The organism is Micromonospora sp. CA-249363 (assembly GCF_050950185.1).
GTDB lineage: Bacteria > Actinomycetota > Actinomycetes > Mycobacteriales > Micromonosporaceae > Micromonospora.
This window is the reverse complement of record NZ_CP192020.1, coordinates 3,456,178-3,478,436: the sequence shown is the minus strand read 5'-3', so window position 1 is coordinate 3,478,436 and position 22,259 is coordinate 3,456,178. Positions and strand designations below refer to the sequence as shown.

Here is a 22,259-nt window from a genome sequence, read left to right as displayed (position 1 = left end):
CGGCCGAGTGCGCCGCGCGCCCGTGCTGGCTACGGTCGCCCGATGCCAACCGACGAGATCACCGCCGCCGCGGCGGGCACCTGGACCCTGGGCGACCGCACGGTGCGCCGGATGGGCTTCGGCTCGATGCGGATCACCGCGAACCCTGACCGTGAGCGTGCGATCGCGCTGCTGCGCCGCGCCGTGGAGCTGGGCGTCAACCACATCGACACGGCCGCGTTCTACGTCTCGCCCGGCGGAACCCTGCGGGTGGGCACCGGTCCCGCCCGGTACGCCACCGAGCTGATCCGGGCTGCCCTCACCCCGTACCCCGAGGATCTGGTGATCGTCACCAAGGTCGGCTTCGGCTACGACCCGGCGGCGGGGTTCCACGAGGCGGTCACCGCCGCGCAGCTGCGCGCGCAGGTCGAGGAGAACCTGCGGCGTCTCGGCCGCGACCAGCTCGACGTGGTGAACCTACGGCTCGGCCGCGGGCCGGGCGCGGTGCCGCTGGCCGAGCGGTTCGGCGCCCTGGCCGAACTGCGCGACGCCGGGCTGATCCGGCACCTCGGGCTGTCCAACGTCCGGCCCGAGCAGCTGGACGAGGTGGCCGGCATCGCGCCCGTGGTCTGTGTGCAGAACAACTACGGCGTGGACGCCTACCGTGAGCAGGACGCCTTCGTCCGGGCCTGCGGTGCGCGGGGGATCGCCTACGTGCCGTTCTTCGCGCTGGCCGGAACCTTCCGGGAAGCGGGCGCGACCGCCGCGCCGGGCGCCGCCGTCGAGGCGGTCGCCCGCGACCACGGCGTCACCCCTTCGCAGGTACGCCTGGCCTGGACCCTGCACCAGGGCCCTCACGTCCTGGCCATCCCCGGCACCGGCGACCCGGCACACCTGGTGGAGAACATCGCCGCCGCCGCCCTCCACCTGACCCCGGAGGACCTGCTCCGCCTGCCCTGACCCCGCCCGCGCCCCGCCCCCGGCCCCCGCTCCCGCGCCCGCCCCGCCCCGCCCCCGCCCCGGTGATCATGAAGTTGTTGCCGTCGATGCCGGCGTGTCACGCCGATAACTTCATGATCACCGGAGTGGCTAGGTGAGGACCACGAGTTGCCGGGTCGCGCGGGTCATCGCCACGTACCTGTCGACGGCGCCCTGGACGCCCTCGCCGAACAGGTGCGGGTTGACGAGGACGACCAGGTCGAACTCGAGCCCCTTCGACAGCTCGGGGGTCGACGACCGGACCCGGTCCCGGGGCGTGAAGGTGGGGTCGCCGATGACGCAGGCGATCCCCTCGGTGTGCTCCGCGAGCCAGCCGTCGACGATCGCGTCCCGGTCGGCCACCGATCCGTGGGTGACGGGGATCCCGTTGCCGCGGATCGAGGTCGGCACGTTCGCGTCCGGGAGTACGGCCCGGATGACCGGTTCGGCCTGCGCCATGACCTCCCGGGGCGTCCGGTAGTTGATGGTCAACGAGGTCAGGGTCACGTCGTCGAGTCCGACGCGGGCGAGTCGTTCCGCCCACGAGCCGGTGAACCCGTGCCGGGCCTGGGCCCGGTCCCCGACGATGGTGAAGCTGCGCGACGGGCACCGCGACAGCAGCATCTGCCACTGCGCGTCGGTCAGCTCCTGCGCCTCGTCCACGACGATGTGCGCGAACGGGCCGGCCAACAGGTCCGCGTCGACGCCCGGCAGGACGGCCTCGTCGACGAGCGCGTCCTGCAGGTCCAGTTGGCGCAGGCTCGACAGCACGCCCTCGCCGTCGTCGTAGGTGTGCGCCTCGATCAGCTCGTCGACGACCGTCGCCATGCGTGCCCGTTCGGCGGCGATCGTGGCCTCACGACGGCGGGTACGCCCCGACGCCTCCGGATCGCCGAGCCGCTGCCGTGCCGCGTCCAGCAGCGGCAGGTCGGACACCGTCCACGCGCGGGCGTCGACGCGCTGGAGCCGGCGGACGTCCTCCGGAGCGAGCCAGGGGGCGCATCTGCGCAGGTAGGCGGGCACCGACCACAGGTCCGCGACGAGGTCGGCGGCGTCGAGCAGCGGCCAGGCGCGGTTCACCGTCGTACGGAGTTCCGGGTCGCGCCGCAGCGCCGCGCGGACGAGGTCCTCCGGCTCGTCGCCGTCGTACCTGCCGAGCAGGATGCTCAGCAGCTCGTCCCAGATCTCGTCGCGGGCCTCGTTGTGCGGGGTGCCCGGTCCGGGCGCCTCGAACGCCTGGGCCCAGTCGTCGGCGTCCAGCCGGATGTCGGTGTCGCCGGCCGGGACGGTCAGCGCCGTCGTCGGCGGCTCCTCGTAGAAGCGCACGGCCGCGTCGATCGCCCCCACCAGGTCGGCCGAGGACTTGAGGCGGTCCACCTCCGGGTCGGTCTCGACGGCCGCCGAGGCGCCCTGGGGTACGAGGTCCCGCAGGGTGCAGGTCTGCACGTCCTCCTCGCCGAGGCTGGGCAGGACGTCGGCGACGTACGCCAGGTAGGGCTGGTGCGGCCCGACGAACAGCACCCCGCCGCGGCCCTGCCGCAGGCGCGGGTCGGAGTAGAGCAGGTACGCGGTGCGGTGCAGGGCGACGACGGTCTTGCCCGTGCCCGGACCGCCGTCGACGACGAGCGCGCCGCGTGATCCGGCCCGGATGATGGCGTCCTGGTCGGCCTGGATGGTGCCGAGCACGTCGCGCATCCGCGCCGAGCGGTTGCCGCCGAGGCTGGCGATGAACGCCGACTGGTCGTCCAGCGCGGCGTGCCCCTCGAACCCGTCCGGGGTGAACACCTCGTCCCAGTAGTCGCTGATCCGACCGAGGGTCCAGCGGTACCGGCGTCGGCTCGCGAGGCCCATCGGGTTGGCGTGGGTCGCACCGAAAAACGGCGCGGCGGCCGGCGAGCGCCAGTCGAGCAGCAGCCGGCGGCCGTCGCCGTCGCTGAGGCCGAACCGTCCGATGTAGACGGGATCGGGGTCGTCCGCGTGCACGATGCGGCCGAGGCACAGGTCCAGGCCGAAACGACGCAGCGCGCGCAGGCGGGCGGTCAGCCGCCGGACCTCCTCATCCCGGACGACCGCCTGCCGCCCCTTGCCGGCGGGCGCCCGACGCTCGGCGTCGAGGCGGTCGGACAGGTCCGCGACGGACCGCTGAAGGCTCGTCGCGATCACGGCGAAGTGCTGCTCGTCCCGGGCGACGAGCGCCGGGTCGGCCTTGGCGGCGAGGTTCTCCGGCAGGTCGAACACACTGGCCGCCGACGACGACACGTTCATCTGCATGGCTCCCGTTTCCGCAGGTCATGGCCTTGGACGGGCCATTCTGCGGCACAGCGGGGGCCTTGCCGCAAGTCCCCCCATGCGGTATATGTTGGATATGGCGGAAGGGTTGTCCCCGTCCTCACGGCTTCCGATCGGCGTAGACGAGATCCATCGTGTCGGTACGCCCGGCCCACCGCAGATCGAGATGCCAGCACCCCGCCTCGGGCATGTCGATGATCGACGGCCCCGGCCCGCCGGCGACCTCGTGGGTCACTGTCGTGTCGGTGCCGTCCAGCGTCGCGGTGATCTCCAGCGTGGTCGACGCCCCCGGGGCCGGCGAGGTCGTCGCGGGCCGGGCCACCCAGAGGATCTTGTTGTTCGACCCGTCCGATCGGACCTGCGCGAGCGGGTTGCCGAACAGCACCGCCACGATCTCGCCCCGTGCGCCGAAGACGTGCGGCGCGCGGGTGTCCCCGTGGAACCCCTCGTCCGCCCAGTCGGGCAGTGACCCGGTCTCGACGCGCGCCGCGCAGCCGGTCGCCGTGTTCACCGACGCCGTGGCCGGGCCGTCGGCATTCGTCGCCGGCTGACCACTCGCCGTGCAGCCGGCCAGCAGGAGAACCGACCCCAGTAGAAACCTGCCCCAGGTGACCATCGCGCTCCCTCCCGAAACAACATGTGCCCCGGTCTGGAGACACCGGCCGGGCCGCACGGGTTCCTAGGGGAGCGAACGGGCGATCTCGAGCGCCACGGCCTTGCTGCGCGCACCCTCCAGCCGGTAGGTCACGCCGGCCTGTTCCCAGATCAGGGTCGACGCGGCGAGTCGGGCGGTCTCCCGGCGGATCTGACCCGAACGGTCGACGTAGGACAGCACGTGGGGACCGTCGACCCAGATGGCGAAGTCACCCTCGACCTGCGTCCACTCCGCTCCCGGCTGGCTCGTCTGCTTGTGGAACGCCAGGTCGAGGCGACCGTCGAACGCGTCGAGACGTACCGTGCCGCCCTCGTAGAGCAGCGTCGCGACCCAGCACGCGCCGGTGCCGTCGGGGTCGGCGACCGACACCCGCTCCGGCGGACCGAGCGCGGCCGGGACACGGATCGGGAAGCGCACGGCCCGCCGCGCCTCGTCGAGCCCCACCGTCCGCAGCGACGGCAGGGGTGACGGCTCGTCCCCGGGCGGCGACGGGCTGGACGACGTGACGATGTCGACGCCGGCGAAGCGCAGCACCTCACCGACCGCGTCGGCGACGGCGGCGCGCGTCGGCGGCAGCGCCGCGACCAGCAGGGCCGCGAGCGCCGCCGCGGCCACCGAACGCCACCGACGCCACCCGCGTACGCCCCCCACGAGCCGGTCGTGCACGCGCGCCGTCACGTCCGGCGCGGCGGGCGTGTCCAGCCAGCCGCCGAGGTCACGCAGCTCCGCTTCGAGGTCGTCGCGGGCGAGGTCATCCATGCCGCACCTCCTCGTCGGCGAGCAGGGCGCGCAGCTTCGCCAGTGCCCGGGAGGTACGGGACTTCACCGTTCCCCGGGGCCAGCTGAGCAGGACGCCCGTCTCCTGCTCGCCGAGATCGAGGAAGAACCGGCAGACGATCACCTCGCGGTCGCGTACCGGCAGTTGTCGCAGGGCCGCCACCAGCGCCGCCCGACGCTCGCCGGCCAGGACCGCGTCGACGGCGTCGTCCTCGGCGATCTCCGGTGGCGGATTCGCCGCCGCCCGCAGGACCAGGCCGTCCCGCCGGGAGCGGGACCGGTGCAGATTGCGGGTCTCGTTGGCGACGATCGCCAGCAACCAGGAGCGGAAGGACGACTCTCCCCGGTAACGGGACAGCTTGCGGTAGCCCTTCACGAACGCCTCCTGGACGACGTCCTCGGAGTCCGAACCCGCACCGAGCAGCACCGCCGTCCGGTACGCGGACGCGGTGTGCCGGGCGACCAGGAGGTCGTACGCCTCCAGGTCACCGGATCGGGCGCGGCTGACGAGCACGTCGTCGTCCAGGGGGAACCTCCGGTCGGACTCGCACTGATGACACCACCCGCGCGCGTCGGGTTCCGCCCCGGACGAGTCAGATTTCTCCCACCCGCCGTCCAGCGTGTTGCCAGGAATCGGTGCTGAACTGGGAGTGGAGTCGAGGGAGAGGGGCTGGGCATGGGCTGGTTCAACCGGCGGTCTCGAAGCGCCGAGGCGACCCCGACGAAGCTGGACCGGGAGGCCACCCGGGAGGACCTCGCCGCGCTGGAGGCGTTCGTCACCAGCCGGCGGGGCGTGGAGTTCTACCTGGAACCCGAGACGACCGCCACCGACACCACCGTGGTCGCGATCGCCCATGACGGCGAGTGGATCCGTCGCCGCACCGGCACACCCCGTGCGGCCGGCGACATCGCCCGCAAGCACGCGGTGCCGCTGTACGAGGCGGCCCGCACCGGCTACCCGGAGCGGATGCGGGTGTGGAATCGGGCACACCCGGAGCGCCACGCCCGCTGAGCCCTCCGCGTCAGACCGTCCCCGCGTCCCCGCTGATCTGCCGGGCCGGGATGACCGACCAGCGTGCCGGATGGGCGGCGCCACGCTGAGCGACCGCGCGGGCCAGGGCGTGTGACGCGTCCTTTGCTCTGCTTCCCTATACGCGACAGCCAGCGGGCCGCAGTGTCGCCTATGGGGAAGCAGAGCAAAGGACCGTGGGTGCAGGTCCGGGGGGGCATCGCGGTGTGCCGATCCGTCGCCGCGTCACCCGCCGATCCGTCGCCGCGTCACACCCGCCCGGCGGGTCGGGGCGGCGTTGACCGGCGGCTCGGCGGTGTGGCAGCATTCGCGGCCTGACGGCAGTGAAGGAAGTCGGTGCGAATCCGACGCGGTCCCGCCACTGTCACCGGGGAGTGATCCCCCCTCGTGAGTCACGACCGTGTGTCTGCGGTTGGAAGGCCGGGGGAGAGCGTCGATCCGGAAGCCAGGATACTTCGGCCGTCGGGACGTACCCCAGGGCGTGGACACCCGAGGAGGACCCGATGACGCTTGGCGTCTCCACCATCGACGGCCGCAGCCGTCTTCCGCACCGCTGCCGTCTCCCGCACTGCGGCCGTGCTGTCGCCGCGATCGGCATCGACTCCGTTTCCCGCTGAGTTCCGCGCCACGCCACCCGTCGCTGCCGGCCCCGTGCCGGTGAGCGGTCCGGGCCGCGGCGCCCCCTGAACCCCGCGCTCACCCCACGTCGTCGCCGAATCGCCTCCGCGAACGCGCTGACGTTACCGTCCGGAGCCTGCCGTGCGCATTCTGCTGCTCTCCACCGCCGACACCGACCTGCTGGCCGCCCGTGCCAGCGACGCCGACTACCGGCTCGCCAACCCCGCCCGCGTGGCGGCCGGCGAGGTGCCCGCCCTGCTGGACGGGGTCGGCCTCGCCGTCGTACGCCTGCTCGGGGGACGGCAGGCGTGGCCGGACGGCCTCGCCGCGGTGCTCGCGAGCGGCGTGCCCACGGTCGTGCTCGGCGGCGAGGCGCTGCCCGACGCGGAGCTGATGGCGGTCTCCACGGTGCCGTCCGGGGTGGTCGCCCAGGCCCTCGCGTACCTGGTCGAGGGTGGGCCGGACAACCTGGGGGAGCTGGCCCGGTTCCTCTCCGACACGGTCCTGCTCACCGGCGAGGGATTCGCCCCGCCCGCGCCGACCCCGTCGTACGGCGTGCACGGTGAGTACCCCACCGAACCGGATCGGCCCACCATCGGGATCGTCTTCTACCGGGCGCACGCCCTGGCCGGCAATACCGCGTTCGTCGACGTGCTGGCCGAGGCGGTGCGCGCGGCCGGCGGCAACCCGCTGCCGATCTTCTGCGGTTCGCTGCGCGGGCTGACCGCCGGCGCCGGCCCGCTCGGGCTCTTCGCCCGCTGCGACGCGTTGCTGGTCACCGTCCTCGCGGCCGGTGGCGCGGTCGCGGCGGACGCCTCCTCGGGCGGCGACGAGGACGCCTGGGACGTCGGCGCGCTCGCCGCCCTGGACGTGCCGGTCATCCAGGCGCTCTGCCTGACCAGCACACGCGAGCAGTGGGCCGGCAGCGACGCCGGACTGTCCCCGTTGGACGCGGCGATGCAGGTGGCCATCCCCGAGTTCGACGGCCGGATCGTCACCGTGCCGTTCTCGTTCAAGCAGGTCGACGCCGACGGTCTCTCGGTATACGTCGCCGACCCCGAGCGGGCCGCCCGCGTCGCCGGCATCGCGGTGCGGCACGCCCGGCTGCGGTACGTGCCGAACGCCGACAAGCGGATCGCCGTGGTGCTCAGCTCGTACCCCACCAAGCATTCCCGGGTCGGCAACGCCGTCGGGCTGGACACCCCGGCTTCGGCGGTCCGGCTGTTCGCCGCGCTCGCCGAGGCCGGCTACGACCTGGGCCACGCGCCGCCGCCCACGGACGGTGACGCGTTGATCCACGCGTTGATCGCCGCAGGTGGGCACGACGTGGAGTGGCTCACGCCGGAGCAGTTGGCGGCCGCCGAGGCGCGGGTGCCCGGGGAGACGTACCGGCGGTGGTTCGAGCAGATCCCGGTCGAGCTGCGCGCGCGGATGCGGGAGCACTGGGGTGAGCCGCCCGGCGAGCTGTACACCGAGGGCGGTGACATCGTGCTGGCCGGGCTGCGCTTCGGCAACGTGGCGCTGCTGATCCAACCGCCACGTGGTTTCGGGGAGAACCCGATCGCCATCTACCACGACCCGGACCTGCCGCCGAGCCACCACTACCTGGCCGCGTACCGCTGGCTCGCCGCTCCGGTCTCGGACGGCGGCTTCGGCGCGGACGCCGTGGTGCACCTGGGCAAGCACGGCACCCTGGAGTGGCTGCCGGGCAAGGGACTCGGCCTGGCCGCCGACTGCGCGCCCGACGCCGTCCTCGCGGACCTGCCGCTGGTCTACCCGTTCATCGTCAACGACCCCGGTGAGGGCACCCAGGCCAAGCGGCGGGCGCACGCCGTGGTCGTCGACCACCTGGTGCCGCCGATGGCCCGCGCCGAAACGTACGGCGACCTGGCCAAGCTGGAGCAACTGCTGGACGAGTACGCCACCGTGCAGGCGCTCGACCCGGCCAAGGTGCCCACCGTGCGGGCCCAGATCTGGGACCTGGTGCGTGCCGCCGAGCTGCACCACGACCTGCACACCGAGGCGATGCCCGACGCGGACGACTTCGACGACTTCGTGCTGCACCTCGACGGCTACCTGTGCGAGGTCAAGGACGTGCAGATCCGCGACGGGCTGCACATCCTCGCCGACGCGCCCACCGGCGAGCCGCGGGTCAACCTGGTCCTCGCGGTGCTGCGCGCCCCGCAGATCTGGGGCGGCGCGCAGGCCCTGCCCGGCCTGCGGCAGGCCCTCGCCGCCGCGTACGCCCTCGACGAGCAGGCGCTGCTCGCGGCACCGGGACAGCGGATCGCCGTGCCCGCCGCGTTGACCGACGCGGTGGACGGGCCGGCCGGCACCGCAGCCGACGCGATCGACCTCATCGAGGGACTCGCGCGCCGGTTGGTCGTCGGCATGGAGACCCTCGGCTGGGCCGTCGACGCCGCCGACACGGTCGTCGCCGAGGTGGCCGGCCAGCCGATTCCGGACGCCGCCGCGGTGCTGCGCTTCGCCGCCACCGAGCTGGTGCCCCGGCTGGAGCGCACCACCGACGAGCTGCGCAACACCCTCGGCGCGCTCGACGGTCGTTTCGTGCCGCCCGGCCCGTCCGGCTCGCCCACCCGGGGCCTGGTCAACGTGCTGCCCACCGGCCGGAACTTCTACTCCGTCGACCCGAAGGCCATCCCCAGCCGCAACGCCTGGGACGTCGGCGTGGCCCTGGCCGACTCGCTGCTGGCCCGGCACCTCGCCGACACCGGCGCGTACCCCCGCTCGGTGGGGTTGACCGTGTGGGGCACCAGCGCGATGCGCACCCAGGGCGACGACATCGCCGAGGTGCTCGCGCTGCTGGGCTGCCGGCCGGTGTGGGACGACCGGTCCCGGCGGGTCACCGGCGTCGAGGTGGTGCCGACCGCCGAGCTGGGCCGGCCCCGGGTCGACGTCACGGTGCGCATCTCCGGCTTCTTCCGGGACGCGTTCCCGCACGTGGTGGCGCTGCTCGACGACGCCGTACGGCAGGTCGCCGCGCTCGACGAGCCGGACGAGGAGAACTACCTGCGGGCGCACGTCACCGCCGACCTCGCCGAGCACGGCGACGAGCGGCGGGCCACCGCCCGCATCTTCGGCTCCAAGCCCGGCGCGTACGGCGCGGGCCTGCTGCCGCTGATCGACGCCCGGACCTGGCGCACCGACGCCGACCTGGCCGAGGTGTACGCGGTCTGGGGCGGCTACGCGTACGGCCGGGGCCTGGACGGGCGGGAGGCGCGCGCCGACATGGAGCGTTCGTTCGCACGCATCGCCGTGGCGGTGAAGAACCAGGACACCCGCGAGCACGACATCGTCGACTCGGACGACTACTTCCAGTACCACGGCGGGATGGTTGCGATGGTCCGCCACCTCACCGGCACGTCACCGGCGGCGTACGTGGGCGACTCGGCGATGCCGCACGACGTGCGGACCCGCACGCTGGGCGAGGAGACCCGGCGGGTGTTCCGGGCCCGGGTGGTCAACCCGAAGTGGATCGCCGCCATGCGTCGGCACGGCTACAAGGGCGCGTTCGAGCTGGCGGCCACCGTGGACTACCTGTTCGGCTACGACGCCACGGCAGGTGTCGTCGACGACTGGATGTACGAGCACCTGGCCGCCGCGTACCTCTTCGACGACACCACCCGGGAGTTCCTGGAGCAGTCCAACCCGTGGGCGCTGCGCGGCATCACCGAGCGACTGTTGGAGGCCGCCGACCGGGGGCTGTGGGCCAAGCCCGAGCCGGCCACCCTGGACCGCCTCCGCGACACGTACCTGGCCAGCGAGGGCGACCTGGAGGACCGGGTGTGAGCGCGAGGAGTGAGCCGGTTTTGCGAGCCCCGCAGTCGCGAACGAAAGAAGGCCCAGTGCCCACGTACCCGTTCAGCGCCGTGCTCGGCATGGCCGACATGCGGCTGGCACTGCTGCTCAACGCCGTCTCCCCGGCGATCGGCGGCGTCCTCGTCCGGGGCGAGAAGGGCACCGCCAAGTCCACCGCCGTCCGCGCGCTCGCCGCGCTGCTTCCCCCGGTACGCCGGGTGGCCGGCTGCCGCTTCGGGTGCGATCCGACCGAGCCCGATCCGGCCTGCCCGGACGGGCCGCACCCGCAGGGGTCGGCCGCCGAGACCCACCCGGCGCGCCTCGTCGAGCTGCCGGTCGGCGCCGCCGAGGACCGGGTGGTCGGGTCGCTGGACCTGGAGAAGGCGCTCGGCGAGGGCGTACGCGCCTTCGAACCGGGTCTGCTCGCCGCCGCGCACCGGGGCGTGCTCTACGTGGACGAGGTCAACCTGCTGCACGACCACCTGGTCGACCTGCTGCTCGACGCGGCGGCGATGGGCCGTAGTCACGTCGAGCGCGAGGGCGTCTCGGTCAGTCACGCCGCCCGGTTCCTGCTGGTCGGCACCATGAACCCGGAGGAGGGGGAACTGCGTCCGCAGCTCCTCGACCGGTTCGGGCTGACCGTGGAGGTGAACGCCAGCCGGGACCCGGAGATCCGGGTGGAGGTGGTCCGCCGTCGGCTCGCCGCCGACGCCGACCCGGCCGGATTCGCCGCCCGGTGGGCCGACGCCGACACCGAGATCGCCGCCCAGGTGGCCGCCGCCCGCCGCCGGCTTCCCGGGGTACGCCTGCCGGACTCCGCGCTGCGGCAGATCGCCGAAGTGTGCGCGGCGTTCGACGTGGACGGGATGCGCGCCGACATCGTCACCGCCCGAACCGCTCTCGCCCACGCCGCCTGGCAGGGGCGGGACCGGGTCACCGGCGACGACGTTCGGGTGGCGGCCCGGCTGGCGCTGCCGCACCGCCGTCGCCGCGACCCGTTCGACACGCCGGGGCTCGACGAGAAGCGCCTCGACGAGGCGCTGCAACGGGCCCAGGACGCCCACCCGGACGACCCGGACGACGACGGCGGCCCGCACGACGGCGGCCCCGCCGGCCCGCGCCCCGACGGCCCGGACCGCGGAGGCGGCGGCCCGGACGGTGGCGGCCCGGGCAGCAGTGCCGGCGGTGCGGGCGACCCGGGCGGTGAGGGCAGCGGCCCGGGCGGTGGTCACCGTTCCGATGGGTACGGACCGGACGCTCGTGGCCGTGGTGGTGCCGCCCCCGACCCGACCGGCGGCCCGGAACGACACAGCTCCACCGGCGGGGACGAGCGCGGCACCGGCGGGGGCGAGCGCGGCACCGGCGGGGGCGAGCGCGGCGACGGTCCCGAGCCGCAGGTCGGCGACGCCGGCGCGGGCAGGCCCTCCGACCGATCGCAGGCCGACGGCAGAGGCAGGCCGCGTCGACGGCCCGGAGACGCGGGGCCGAGCGACGGCGGCGACGATCGGGACTGGAACGGCGGGGCGGTGGCCGTACCCCGGGCTGGCCTGCGGGCCCGGCTGCTCACCGCGCCCGGCGTCGGTGACGGGGTGCCCGGCCGGCGGTCGCGCGCCCGTACCGGGCGCGGGCGGACGACCAGCGCGCGCATTCCGGCGGGCCGGGTCGGCGCGCTGCACCTGCCGGCCACCATCCGTGCCGCCGCGCCGCACCAGGCGGCGCGAGGGAGGCTCACCGGTCCGCTGCGACTGCGCCCGGACGACGTGCGCGAGGCGGTCCGGGAGGGGCGCGAGGGCAATCTCGTGCTGTTCGTGGTGGACGCCAGCGGGTCGATGGGCGCGCGGCAGCGGATGGTCACCGTGAAGGACGCGGTCCTCGCTCTGCTCACCGACGCGTACCAGCGCCGGGACAAGGTCGCGGTGATCGCCTTCCGGGGCGCCGGCGCGCGGACGCTGCTGCCGGCCACCTCCTCGGTGCTGGCCGCGTCGACCCGGTTGGCCGAACTGCCGACCGGCGGGCGGACGCCACTGGCCGAGGGCCTGCTGGCCGCCGCCGATCTGCTGCGCGTGGAGCGCCTGCGCGATCCGAAGCGCCGCCCCCTGGTCCTCATCGTCACCGACGGCAGAGCCACCGCCGGAACCCGCCCGCTGGACCGCGCAGCAGCGGCGGCCCGAGTACTGGCGGCAACCGGAGCCCCCTGCGTGGTCGTCGACTGCGAGACCGGCCCGATCCGCCTCAACCTGGCCACCCGCCTGGCAACCCAGCTCACCGCACCCGTACACCCCCTCGCAACCCTGACCCACCCCCACCCCCACCCCCACCCCCGCGATCTTGCAGTTTCTGTCGCGGCATAAAGGACTCAAGGACACAAATGGTCAACAGAAACTGCAAGATCGCGGGACAGCTGGACACGGGACGGGGGATGGGCTGATGCCGCAGGGACAACCGACGTCCGTGCCCGCTGACGGGTTGACCACCCGGCAGCGGCGGCACCGGCCGCTCGTCATCGTCCACACCGGGCAGATGAAGGGGAAGTCGACGGCCGCCTTCGGGTTGGCGCTGCGGGCCTGGACGGCCGGCCTGCCGGTCGGCGTGTTCCAGTTCGTCAAGAGCGCCAAGTGGCGGGTGGGGGAGGAGAACGCCTTCCGGGCGCTCGGCGAGGTGCACGAGCGTACCGGCCAGGGCGCGCCGGTCGCCTGGCACAAGATGGGTGAGGGCTGGTCCTGGATCCAGCGCGGCGGCGAGGCCGACCACGCCGCCGACGCCCTGGAGGGGTGGCGGCAGATCCAGCGTGACCTGGCCACCGAGCGCTACGGGCTGTACGTGCTGGACGAGTTCACCTACCCGATGAAGTGGGGCTGGGTGGACGTCGACGAGGTCGTCGCCACCCTCGCCGACCGCCCCGGCTTCCAGCACGTCGTCATCACCGGGCGCGACGCCGACCCGCGCCTGGTCGCCGCCGCCGACCTGGTGGCCGAGCTGACCAAGGTCAAGCACCCGATGGACGCCGGCCAGAAGGGCCAGAAGGGCATCGAGTGGTGAGCACACCGTTGTCGCTGCCCCGGGTGGTGGTCGCCGCGCCGGCCAGCGGCCACGGCAAGACGACCGTCGCCACCGGGCTGCTCGCCGCCCTGCGCCGGCGCGGCCTGGCGGTCAGCCCGCACAAGGTAGGCCCGGACTACATCGACCCCGGCTACCACGCCCTCGCCGCCGGGCGGCCCGGCCGCAACCTCGACCCGTTCCTGGTCGGGCCCGAGCGGATCGCCGCCCTGCTGCGGCACGGCGCGAGCGTCCCCACGCCCGCCGACATCGCCGTGGTGGAGGGCGTCATGGGCCTGCACGACGGCGCGGTGGGCCGCCGCGACTTCGCCTCCACGGCACACGTCGCCCGGCTCGTCGACGCGCCCGTGCTGCTGGTGCTGGACACCACCGCGCAGGGCCGCTCGGCCGCCGCGCTGACCCTCGGCATGGCCGCGTTCGACCCCGCCGTGCGGATCGGCGGCGTGATCCTCAACCGGGTCGGCTCACCCCGGCACGAGACGCTGCTGCGCGACGCTCTCGCCGAGGTGGGCGTACCAGTGCTCGGGGCGCTCACCCGCGCCGCCGAGGTCGCCGCGCCCGCCCGGCACCTCGGGCTGGTGCCGGTCGCCGAACGGGCCCCCGAATCCCTCGCCATCGTCGCCGCACTCGCCGACCTGGTCGAGGCCACCGTCGACCTCGACGCCGTGCTCGACCTGGCCCGCGACGCCCCGCCGCTGACCGCCCCCGCGTGGGACCCGGTCCAGGCCGTCGGCAAGCCGGCGGGCCTCGGGCGGCCACAGGTCGCGGTCGCCGGTGGTCCGGCCTTCACCTTCTCGTACGCCGAGACCGCCGAACTGCTCACCGCCGCCGGCGCGGACGTCGTCACCGTCGACCCGCTGCGCGACCGGTCCCTGCCCGCCGGCACCCGCGCGGTGGTGATCGGCGGCGGCTTCCCCGAGGCGTACGCGGAGGCGCTGGCCGGCAACGGCACGCTCCGCGCCGAACTGGCCGACTTCGACGGGCCGATCGTGGCCGAGTGCGCCGGGCTGCTCTACCTCGGGCGGTCCCTGGACGGCGTACCCATGTGCGGCCGGCTGGACCTGACCGCCCGGATGACCGGCCGGCTCACCCTCGGCTACCGCGAGGCGGTGGCCGTCACCGACTCACCGGTGGCCCGGGCCGGCGAGCCGGTACGCGGCCACGAGTTCCACCGCACCACCACGGACCCGGGGCACGGCGAGACGCCGGCGTGGCGCTGGAACGACACCGAGCACGGCTTCGTCAGCGGCCGGGTGCACGCCTCCTACCTGCACACCCACTGGGCCGGGCACCCGGAGGCGGCCCGCCGGCTGGTCGAGGCGTGCCGATGACCGCCACGTTGACCGGGGTCGGTGTCGGCCCGGGTGACCCGGAACTGCTCACCGTCAAGGCGGTGCGGGTCCTGCGTGAGGCCGACGTGGTCCTCGTACCCGTGATGGCAGACCGGCCCGGTGCGGACGCCGGGCGGGCCGAGACGACCGTGCGGGAACACGTGCCGGCGGACCGGCTGCGCCGGCTGCCGTTCGCCCTCGACGACCGGGGCGGGGTGACCGCCCGCCGCGCGGCGGCGTGGGACGAGGCCGCCCGGACGGTCGTCGAGGCGATCGACGCGGGCGCACAATCGCTCGCCTTCGCGACCATCGGCGACCCCAACGTCTACTCCACCTTCGGCTACCTGGCGCAGAGCGTGCGGGCCCTGCGCCCGGCCGTGCGGGTGGCGACGGTGCCCGGCGTGACGGCCATGCAGGAGCTGGCCGCGCGCAGCGGCGTCCCGCTGGTCGAGGGACGCGAACCGCTCACGCTGCTGCCGGCCACCGCCGGCCTCGCGCCGTTCGCCGACGCCCTCGCCGGGCCGGGCACCGTGGTCGTCTACAAGGGCTGGCGGCGGCACCCCGAGTTGCTGGCCGAGCTACGCCGGCAGGGCCGCCTTCGGAACGCGGTGCTCGGGCGCGCCCTGGGCCTGCCCGGCGAACGGGTCGGCCCGGTCGACGACACCGGGACCGACCTGCCGTACCTGTCCACGCTGCTGGTCCCCGCCCGCCGCGCGCACCGAGGAGGAAAGCTGTGACCAGCGACGGCAAGGTGTGGTTCGTCGGCGCCGGCCCGGGCGCCGCGGACCTGTTGACCCTGCGGGCCGCCCGCGTGATCGCCACGGCGGACATCGTGATCTGGGCGGCCAGCCTGGTGCACGCCGACGTGCTCGACCACGCCCGCCCCGACGCCGAGGTCGTCGACTCGTCGCAACTGCCCATCGAGGGGGTGCTGCCGCTCTACGAGCGGGCCGCCGAGCACGGGCTCACCGTGGCCCGCATCCACTCCGGCGACCCGGCCCTCTGGGGGGCCGTGCAGGAGCAACTGGACCTGTGCCGGGCGCTCGGCCTGGCCGTCGAGATCGTGCCCGGAGTCTCCTCGTTCACCGCCGTCGCGGCGCTGGTCGGGCGGGAGCTGACCGTGCCCGAGGTGGCCCAGTCGGTCATCCTCACCCGCCTCGAAGGAGGCAAGACCCCCATGCCGCCCGGCGAGCGGGTCCGTGACTTCGCCCGACACGGCACGACGATGGCGCTGTTCCTGTCCGCCGCCCGCTCCGGGCAGGTGCAGGCCGAGCTGCTGGCCGGCGGCTACCCGGCGGACACCCCGGCCGTCGTGGCGTACCAGGCCACCTGGCCCGACGAGCTGGTCGTGACCTGCACGGTCGGCACGCTGGAGGCCACGGTCAAGCGGCACAAGCTGTGGAAGCACACCCTGTTCCTGGTCGGGCCGGCCCTCGCCGCGACGGGCACCCGTTCACACCTCTACCACCCGGGGCACTTCCACACCTTCCGTCGCGCCGAACCGGCCGCCCGCGCCGAGCTGCGCCGCGCCCGCGCCGGAGAAACCGAAACCCCATGACGTACGCCGAGCCGCCGCTGCGTGAGCCGGACCTTCCGCGTACGGCGAAGGTCCGGCCCACCGCGCTGCGGACCGGCTGGACCACCGGCGCGTGCGCGACCGCGGCGGCCAAGGCGGCGGTCACCGCCCTGGTGACCGGCGAGATCCAGCCGGAGGTGGAGATCGGGCTGCCCGCCGGCCGTCGGGTGCGCTTTCCGGTGGAACGCTGCGAGGTGACCGGCAGCCCACCGGTACGCGCCGAGGCGGTCGTGGTCAAGGACGCCGGCGACGACCCGGACGTCACCCACGGCGCTGAGCTGACCGCCACCGTGGACTTCACCGACGCCCCGGGGCTGCGGTTGGCCGGCGGCGCCGGCGTCGGCACCGTCACCAAACCCGGCCTCGGGCTCGCCGTCGGCGGCCCGGCCATCAACGACACGCCCCGCCGGATGATCGGCGAGGCGGTGGCCGAGGTCGTCGACCTCACCGAGGTCGGCGTGCGGGTGGTCATCAGCGTGCCCCGGGGCGAGATCATGGCCCGCAAGACCACCAACCGGCGGCTCGGCATCCTCGGCGGCATCTCGATCCTCGGCACCACGGGGATCGTCCGGCCCTTCTCCACGGCCTCCTGGCGGGCCAGCGTCGTACAGGCCGTGCACGTCATGGCCGCCCAGGGCGAGCGGACCGTGGTGCTGTGCACCGGTGGGCGTACCGAGCGGGCCGCCCGCGCGCTGCTGCCCGACCTGCCCGAGGTGTGCTTCGTCGAGGTGGGCGACTTCACCGGTGCGGCGGTCACCGCCGCCGTCGAGGACGCGATGACCGGGGTGGTCTTCGTCGGCATGGCCGGCAAGCTCGCCAAACTCGCCGCCGGCATCCTCATGACCCACTACACCCGCTCCAAGGTGGACCTCTCCCTGCTGGGCGCGGTGACCGCCGACGCCGGTGGCGATCCGGCGCTCGTCGCCGCCGTGACCGAGGCCAACACCGGGCGGCACGCGTACGAGCTGTGGGAGGCCGCCGGTCTGCTCGGCACCGCCGGAGACCTGCTCTGCCAGCGGGTCCAGGCGGTGCTGCGCCGCTTCGCCGGGCCGACCGTCACCGTGGACGTGGCGATGGTCGACTTCGCCGGAGCGCGGGTCGTCGCCTCGTCCGGCCGGTGGCCGCGATGAGCGCCCCGGACGCGCTGGTGGGCGGTGTGACATCGAGCGACGCGCCGGCGACGGGGGCATCCCCGGAGGCGCTGGTGACCGTCGTCGGGCTGGACGCCGCCGGGGCGCTACCGCATCCCGCCCTGGCGTCCGCGCTGGCCGGAGCGGGGCTTGTCGTCGGGGCGGCCCGGCACCTGGGCACGGTGCCCGTACCGCCCGGCGTCGACACCGTCGTCCTCGGACCGCTCGCCCCGGCCCTGCGCCGACTGGCCGACGCCGTCGCCGCCCGGGTGCCGGCCGTCGTGCTGGCCAGCGGCGATCCCGGCCTGTTCGGCATCGTCCGGCGACTGCGCGCGGCCGGGCTGCCGCTGCGGGTGGTACCGGCGGTGTCCAGTGTGGCCGCCGCGTTCGCCCGCGCCGGACTGTCCTGGGACGGCGCCGCCGTGGTCACCGCGCACGGCCGCGACCTGCGACCGGCGCTGAACGCCTGCCGGGCCCTGCCACTGGTCGCGGTCCTCACCGCGCCGGGGGCCGGGGCCGCCGAACTGGGCGCCGGCCTCATCGGCTGGTCCCGTCGCCTGCTGGTCGCCGAACACCTCGGCACCGACGCCGAACGCGTCCGCGAGGTGACCCCCGCGCAGGCCGCGTCCGGCACCTGGCCCGACCCACACGTCCTGCTCAGCGTCGCCATGTCCGCGCCTGCCGTGCCCGCGCCTGCCGTGCCCGAGGCCGGCCTCTCCGAGGCCGGCCTCGTCGCGGTTGGCGGGATGCGCGTCGACAACCAGCCGGCCGCCGCGCCGGCCGGCGGGTGGGCGCTCGCGGAGAGCCGGTACGCCCACCGCGACTCCATGATCACCAAATCGGAGGTGCGTGCCCTGGTCGTCGCGCGGCTGCGTCCCCGGCTGGGCCGGCTCGTCTGGGACGTCGGCGCGGGCAGCGGCTCCGTCGGCATCGAGTGTGCGCTGCTCGGCGCGGCCGTGCTCGCCGTCGAGCAGGACCCGGCGTCCGCCGCGACGATCCGGGACAACGCCGCCACGCACGCCGTCGACGTCCGGATCGTCGTCGGGCGCGCCCCGGCGGCGCTGGACGCGCTGCCCGAACCGGACGCGGTCTTTGTCGGCGGCGGCGGCGTCGACGTCCTCGCCGCCGTGGTGGCCCGCCACCCCGGGCGGATCGTGCTCACCCTGGCCGCCCTGGACCGGGTCGCGCCGGCGGTGGACCTGCTGCGCGCCGCCGGCTACTCGGTCGAGGGCAGCCAGCTCTCCGTCGCCCGCCTCGCCGACCTGCCCGGCGGCTCGATCCGACTCGCGGCCACCAACCCGGTGGTCGTCCTCACCGGGGAGCGCCCGTGAACCACAACACCCCCGCCCGGATCGGACTGGTGGCGGCCACCGCCGCCGGCCGCCGGCACGCCGACACCCTGGCCGCCGCCTGGCCGCACGCCCGGCTGATCGAGGGGCACAGCGTCGCCGACGCGCTACGCGCCGCCTGGGCGGGCTGCGACGCGGTGGTCGCCTTCCTGGCCACCGGCGCGGTGGTCCGCGTCCTCGCGCCACTGCTCGGCGACAAGCGCACCGACCCAGCCGTCGTGGTCGTGGACGAGGCGGCCCGGCACGCGGTCGCGTTGCTGGGCGGTCATGCCGCCGGCGGCAACGACCTCGCCGAGCAGGTCGGCGCGCTGCTGGACGCCCGACCGGTGGTCACCACGGCCACCGACGCGGTCGGGCTGCCCGGGCTGGACACGCTCGGCTGGCCCGTGCGGGGCGCGGTGGCCGCCGTGTCCCGCGCCATCCTGGACGGCGAGCCGGTCGAGCTGGTCGCCGACGCCATCTGGCCGCTACCCGCCCTACCTCCGAACGTGCACGCCGTCCACCCCGGGGCCGCCGCCGTTGAAGGCGCGACCGTTGAAGGCCCGGCCGTTGAAGGCCCGGCCGTTGCAGGCGCGACCGTTGAAGGCGCGACCGTTGAAGGCCCGGCCGACGAGGGCGCCGCCGTGGAAGGCGCGGCCGTTGCAGGCGCGACCGGCAGCGTGGCCGTTGAAGGCGCGGCCGGCGGGCGGGCGGCCGACGGCCGCTACCGGCTGGTGGTCACCGATCGGGTGGTGCCGGCCGACGCGCGGACCGCCGTGCTGCGACCGCCGTCGCTGGTCGCCGGTGTCGGGGCGAGTCGGGGCGTACCGGCCGCCGAGGTGGCCGAGCTGCTGCACCGGGTGCTGGCCGAGGCCGGCCTCGACCCGGCGAGCCTGAGCTGCCTGGCCAGCGCCGACATCAAGGCCGACGAGGCGGGCATCCGCAGCACCGCCGACGCGCTCGGCGTACCCCTGGTGACCTGGCCCGCGACGCGCCTCGCGGCGGTCGACGTGCCGCACCCCAGCGAGGTGGTCCGGGCCGCGGTCGGCACGCCGAGCGTCGCGGAGGCCGCGGCGCTGCTCGGCGCGGACGGCCGGGTCGACGACGCGACGCTGCTGGTGGGCAAGACCGCGACGGCGATGGCGACCGTGGCGGTGGCGCGGCACGCGCCGCGCGGCCGGCTCGCCGTCGTCGGCCTCGGGCCGGGCGCGGCCGACCTGCGCACCCACCGTGCGGTGGCGGAGCTGCGCCGCGCGTCGGTGGTGGTGGGCCTGGACCAGTACGTCGACCAGGTCCGTGACGTGCTGCGGCCGGGTACCCGGGTGCTCGCCAGCTCACTCGGCGCGGAGGAGGCGCGGGCCCGCGCCGCCGTGGCCGAGGCCGCCGCCGGCCGCGCGGTCGCGCTCATCGGGTCCGGCGACGCCGGGGTGTACGCGATGGCCAGCCCCGCCCTCGAGTACGCCGACGAGCGGATCGACGTGGTGGGCGTGCCCGGGGTGACCGCCGCCCTCGCCGCCGGGGCGCTGCTCGGCGCGCCGCTCGGCCACGACCACGCGTACGTCAGCCTGTCCGATCTGCACACCCCGTGGGAGGTCATCGAGCGGCGGGTGACCGCCGCCGCCGAGGGCGACTTCGTGACGGTGTTCTACAACCCGCGCAGCCGGGCCCGCGACTGGCAGCTCGGCAAGGCGCTCGGCATCCTCGCCGCGCACCGGCCACCGGACACGCCCGTCGGGGTGGTGCGCAACGCCAGCCGGGCCGGTGAGCGTGTGCACCTGGCGACGCTGGCCACCGTCGATCCGGCCGTCGTCGACATGTACAGCGTGGTCGTGGTCGGCAACAGCGACACCCGGCTGGTCGCCGGGCGGATGGTCACACCCCGGGGGTACCGGTGGCGTTCGTGACCATCGACGCCTGCCAGGGCTGCGGCGCGTGCCTGCGCACCTGCCCCACCCACGCGATCCGACCGGTCGCGGGCGGCCTGACGGTACTCGCCGACCGGTGCACCGGTTGCCTGGAGTGCCTGGAGATCTGCCCGGTCGACGCGATCCGCGTGACCGAACCCGACCACAGTGGAGGGACCCGATGAGCCGGGCCGTACACCCGATCGAGGTCGAGTCGTACCGCATCCTGCGCGAGCGCGTCGACCTGTCGCACCTGCCGCCGCTGAGCCGGGCGGTCACCGAGCGGGTGGTGCACGCCAGCGCCGACCTCGCGTACGTCGACGACCTGGTCTGCGACGAGGCGGCCCTGGAAGCGGGTCTGGCCGCGCTGCGCGGAGGCGTACCCGTGGTGACGGACGTGGCGATGGTCGCCGCCGGCATCACCCGGGCCGGCCTGGAGCTGGTCTGCCCGGTCGCCGAGCCGGCCGCCGCCGAGCTGGGCCGCGCGGCCGGCATCACCCGCTCGGCGGCGGCCGTGCGGATCGCCCTGGACCGGGTCGGCCCCGGCGCGGTCTGGGTGGTCGGCTGCGCGCCGACCGCCCTGGTCGAACTACTCACCCTGGACGCCGCGCCGGCGCTGGTCGTCGGCCTGCCGGTCGGCTTCGTGGGCGCGGCCGAGTCGAAGGCGGCGCTGCGGGCCAGCGGCCTGCCCGGGGTGTCAAACGTGGGCGAGAAGGGCGGTTCGGCGGTGGCCGCCGCCGCCCTCAACGCCCTGCTCTACAGCGAGGAGAGGTCATGACCGGGTTGGTCATCGTCGGGCACGGCACGCGCAGCGCGGCCGGGGTCGAGCAGTTCGCGGCGCTCGTCGAGCGGGTCCGGCGTCGGGGGGACATCGGCGACGTCGAGGGTGGGTTCATCGAGCTGTCCCGTCCGCCACTGACCGACGCGGTCGGCGCGCTCGTCGGGCGCGGCCACCGGTCCCTCGTCGCGCTGCCACTGGTGCTCACCGGCGCCGGGCACGGCAAGGGCGACATCCCCGCCGCGATGGCCCGGGAGCAGCAGCGGCACCCCGGGCTGACGTACCGCTACGGGCGTCCGCTCGGCCCCCACCCGTTGCTGCACACGGCCATCGAAGAGCGCATCGACGCCGCATTGGCGGGCGCGTCACCGGCCGATGTCGACCGCGCCGACGTGGTGTCGGCGGATGTCGACCGCGCCGACGTGGGTTCGGCGGACGTCGACCGGGCGGACGGCGCGTCGGCGGTCGCCGACCGGGCCGGCACGTGGGTCGCGCTGATCGGGCGTGGCTCCACCGACCCGGACGCCAATGCCGAGGTAGCCAAGGTCGCCCGGCTGCTCTGGGAGGGGCGCGGGTACGCGGGCGTCGAGCCGGGGTTCATCTCCCTCGCCGAACCGTCCGTGCCGGCGGTGCTGGAACGGCTGCGCCGGCTCGGCGCGCGGCGGATCGTCGTCGCGCCGTACTTCCTGTTCGCCGGGGTGCTGCCCGACCGGATCGTCGCCCAGTCGGCCGAGTTCGCCGCCGCCCACCCCGACCTGGACGTCCGTGTCGCCGACGTGATCGGCGACTGCGACGACCTCGCCGACCTGGTGCGTGAACGCTACGACGAGGCGCTGGGCGGCGACATCCGGATGAACTGCGACACCTGCGCCTACCGGGTGTTGATGCCCGGCTTCGCCGACAAGGTGGGCCGCCCGCAGCAACCGCACGACCACCCCGACGACCCGGTCGGCCACCACCATCACCACCACCATGGGCATGCGGCGATCGCGGTGGCCACCGGGCCGTAG

At 75.0% G+C, this 22,259-nt stretch carries 17 protein-coding genes, 2 pseudogenes and 1 riboswitch; of the genes and pseudogenes, 15 read left to right on the top strand and 4 right to left on the bottom strand.

Going from position 1 to position 22,259, the window contains the following annotated elements; all coding sequences use genetic code 11:
- Positions 1-42 precede the first annotated feature (42 nt).
- A complete protein-coding gene (locus ACQPZK_RS16085; protein WP_433539062.1) occupies positions 43-939 on the top strand; it encodes an aldo/keto reductase in 897 nt (298 codons plus the stop codon).
- A 129-nt stretch (positions 940-1,068) separates the two neighbouring features.
- Here ACQPZK_RS16085 and helR read toward each other — a convergent pair whose 3' ends face one another.
- The 4 genes from helR to ACQPZK_RS16065 all read right to left on the bottom strand — a co-directional run bounded on the left by helR (position 1,069) and on the right by ACQPZK_RS16065 (position 5,192).
- On the bottom strand, positions 1,069-3,222 hold the full coding sequence (gene helR / locus ACQPZK_RS16080; RefSeq protein ID WP_433539231.1) for an RNA polymerase recycling motor ATPase HelR: 2,154 nt from the start codon (positions 3,220-3,222) through the stop codon (positions 1,069-1,071).
- A gap of 124 nt (positions 3,223-3,346) precedes the next feature.
- Complete coding sequence (locus ACQPZK_RS16075; RefSeq protein WP_433539061.1) at positions 3,347-3,862, bottom strand: hypothetical protein; 516 nt, start codon at positions 3,860-3,862, stop codon at positions 3,347-3,349.
- A gap of 63 nt (positions 3,863-3,925) precedes the next feature.
- The gene (locus ACQPZK_RS16070) at positions 3,926-4,660 is read right to left on the bottom strand and encodes a hypothetical protein (protein WP_433539060.1); all 735 of its coding nucleotides are present in this window, start codon (positions 4,658-4,660) and stop codon (positions 3,926-3,928) included.
- The gene (locus tag ACQPZK_RS16065) at positions 4,653-5,192 is read right to left on the bottom strand and encodes an RNA polymerase sigma factor (protein WP_433539059.1); all 540 of its coding nucleotides are present in this window, start codon (positions 5,190-5,192) and stop codon (positions 4,653-4,655) included. Before ACQPZK_RS16065 ends, ACQPZK_RS16070 begins: the two co-directional genes overlap by 8 nt.
- A gap of 162 nt (positions 5,193-5,354) precedes the next feature.
- Between ACQPZK_RS16065 and ACQPZK_RS16060 the strand changes: the two genes are divergently transcribed.
- From ACQPZK_RS16060 to ACQPZK_RS15995, 14 genes and pseudogenes are all read left to right on the top strand, one after another.
- Entirely contained in the window at positions 5,355-5,690 is a 336-nt protein-coding gene (locus ACQPZK_RS16060) for a hypothetical protein (protein ID WP_355051187.1), read from the top strand.
- 319 nt (positions 5,691-6,009) lie between these two features.
- Positions 6,010-6,186: riboswitch (cobalamin riboswitch) on the top strand.
- 281 nt (positions 6,187-6,467) lie between these two features.
- Positions 6,468-10,136, top strand: a complete 3,669-nt coding sequence (cobN, locus tag ACQPZK_RS16055; protein WP_433539058.1) for a cobaltochelatase subunit CobN — start codon at positions 6,468-6,470, stop codon at positions 10,134-10,136.
- The gene (locus tag ACQPZK_RS16050) at positions 10,133-12,496 is read left to right on the top strand and encodes a VWA domain-containing protein (RefSeq protein ID WP_433539057.1); all 2,364 of its coding nucleotides are present in this window, start codon (positions 10,133-10,135) and stop codon (positions 12,494-12,496) included. The genes cobN and ACQPZK_RS16050 overlap by 4 nt, the downstream gene beginning before the upstream one ends.
- A 76-nt stretch (positions 12,497-12,572) precedes the next feature.
- Positions 12,573-13,184, top strand: a complete 612-nt coding sequence (gene cobO / locus ACQPZK_RS16045; RefSeq protein ID WP_433539056.1) for a cob(I)yrinic acid a,c-diamide adenosyltransferase — start codon at positions 12,573-12,575, stop codon at positions 13,182-13,184.
- Positions 13,178-14,533, top strand: a complete 1,356-nt coding sequence (locus ACQPZK_RS16040; protein WP_433539055.1) for a cobyrinate a,c-diamide synthase — start codon at positions 13,178-13,180, stop codon at positions 14,531-14,533. Before cobO ends, ACQPZK_RS16040 begins: the two co-directional genes overlap by 7 nt.
- Positions 14,530-15,270 carry a precorrin-2 C(20)-methyltransferase gene (cobI, locus tag ACQPZK_RS16035; protein ID WP_433539054.1) on the top strand — a complete coding sequence of 247 codons (741 nt, stop codon included), beginning with the start codon at positions 14,530-14,532 and terminating at the stop codon, positions 15,268-15,270. Before ACQPZK_RS16040 ends, cobI begins: the two co-directional genes overlap by 4 nt.
- A complete protein-coding gene (cobM, locus tag ACQPZK_RS16030; RefSeq protein ID WP_433539053.1) occupies positions 15,267-16,091 on the top strand; it encodes a precorrin-4 C(11)-methyltransferase in 825 nt (274 codons plus the stop codon). Before cobI ends, cobM begins: the two co-directional genes overlap by 4 nt.
- On the top strand, positions 16,088-17,239 hold the full coding sequence (locus ACQPZK_RS16025) for a cobalt-precorrin-5B (C(1))-methyltransferase (RefSeq protein WP_396798276.1): 1,152 nt from the start codon (positions 16,088-16,090) through the stop codon (positions 17,237-17,239). The genes cobM and ACQPZK_RS16025 overlap by 4 nt, the downstream gene beginning before the upstream one ends.
- Entirely contained in the window at positions 17,236-18,570 is a 1,335-nt protein-coding gene (cbiE, locus tag ACQPZK_RS16020; protein WP_433539052.1) for a precorrin-6y C5,15-methyltransferase (decarboxylating) subunit CbiE, read from the top strand. The genes ACQPZK_RS16025 and cbiE overlap by 4 nt, the downstream gene beginning before the upstream one ends.
- Positions 18,567-20,471: a precorrin-3B C(17)-methyltransferase gene (gene cobJ / locus ACQPZK_RS16015; protein WP_433539051.1), complete on the top strand. Its 1,905-nt coding sequence runs from the start codon at positions 18,567-18,569 to the stop codon at positions 20,469-20,471. Before cbiE ends, cobJ begins: the two co-directional genes overlap by 4 nt.
- Positions 20,459-20,656 carry a DUF362 domain-containing protein gene (locus ACQPZK_RS16010; RefSeq protein WP_433539050.1) on the top strand — a complete coding sequence of 66 codons (198 nt, stop codon included), beginning with the start codon at positions 20,459-20,461 and terminating at the stop codon, positions 20,654-20,656. The genes cobJ and ACQPZK_RS16010 overlap by 13 nt, the downstream gene beginning before the upstream one ends.
- On the top strand, positions 20,653-21,249 hold the full coding sequence (locus ACQPZK_RS16005; protein ID WP_433539049.1) for a precorrin-8X methylmutase: 597 nt from the start codon (positions 20,653-20,655) through the stop codon (positions 21,247-21,249). The genes ACQPZK_RS16010 and ACQPZK_RS16005 overlap by 4 nt, the downstream gene beginning before the upstream one ends.
- Positions 21,246-21,611: pseudogene (locus ACQPZK_RS16000) on the top strand (sirohydrochlorin chelatase); the annotation flags it as partial. The gene ACQPZK_RS16005 and the pseudogene ACQPZK_RS16000, both read left to right, overlap by 4 nt.
- A 105-nt stretch (positions 21,612-21,716) precedes the next feature.
- Positions 21,717-22,229 (top strand): annotated as a pseudogene (locus tag ACQPZK_RS15995) (CbiX/SirB N-terminal domain-containing protein); the annotation flags it as partial.
- Positions 22,230-22,259 lie beyond the last annotated feature (30 nt).

Bases quoted from the DNA above. Each gene is read 5' to 3' on its own strand.
- ACQPZK_RS16085 (WP_433539062.1), top strand. From the start codon at position 43: ATGCCAACCGACGAGATCACCGCCGCCGCGGCGGGCACCTGGACCCTG.
- helR (WP_433539231.1), bottom strand. From the start codon at position 3,222: ATGAACGTGTCGTCGTCGGCGGCCAGTGTGTTCGACCTGCCGGAGAAC.
- ACQPZK_RS16075 (WP_433539061.1), bottom strand. From the start codon at position 3,862: ATGGTCACCTGGGGCAGGTTTCTACTGGGGTCGGTTCTCCTGCTGGCC.
- ACQPZK_RS16070 (WP_433539060.1), bottom strand. From the start codon at position 4,660: ATGGATGACCTCGCCCGCGACGACCTCGAAGCGGAGCTGCGTGACCTC.
- ACQPZK_RS16060 (WP_355051187.1), top strand. From the start codon at position 5,355: ATGGGCTGGTTCAACCGGCGGTCTCGAAGCGCCGAGGCGACCCCGACG.
- cobO (WP_433539056.1), top strand. From the start codon at position 12,573: ATGCCGCAGGGACAACCGACGTCCGTGCCCGCTGACGGGTTGACCACC.
- cobI (WP_433539054.1), top strand. From the start codon at position 14,530: ATGACCGCCACGTTGACCGGGGTCGGTGTCGGCCCGGGTGACCCGGAA.
- ACQPZK_RS16025 (WP_396798276.1), top strand. From the start codon at position 16,088: ATGACGTACGCCGAGCCGCCGCTGCGTGAGCCGGACCTTCCGCGTACG.
- cbiE (WP_433539052.1), top strand. From the start codon at position 17,236: ATGAGCGCCCCGGACGCGCTGGTGGGCGGTGTGACATCGAGCGACGCG.
- ACQPZK_RS16005 (WP_433539049.1), top strand. From the start codon at position 20,653: ATGAGCCGGGCCGTACACCCGATCGAGGTCGAGTCGTACCGCATCCTG.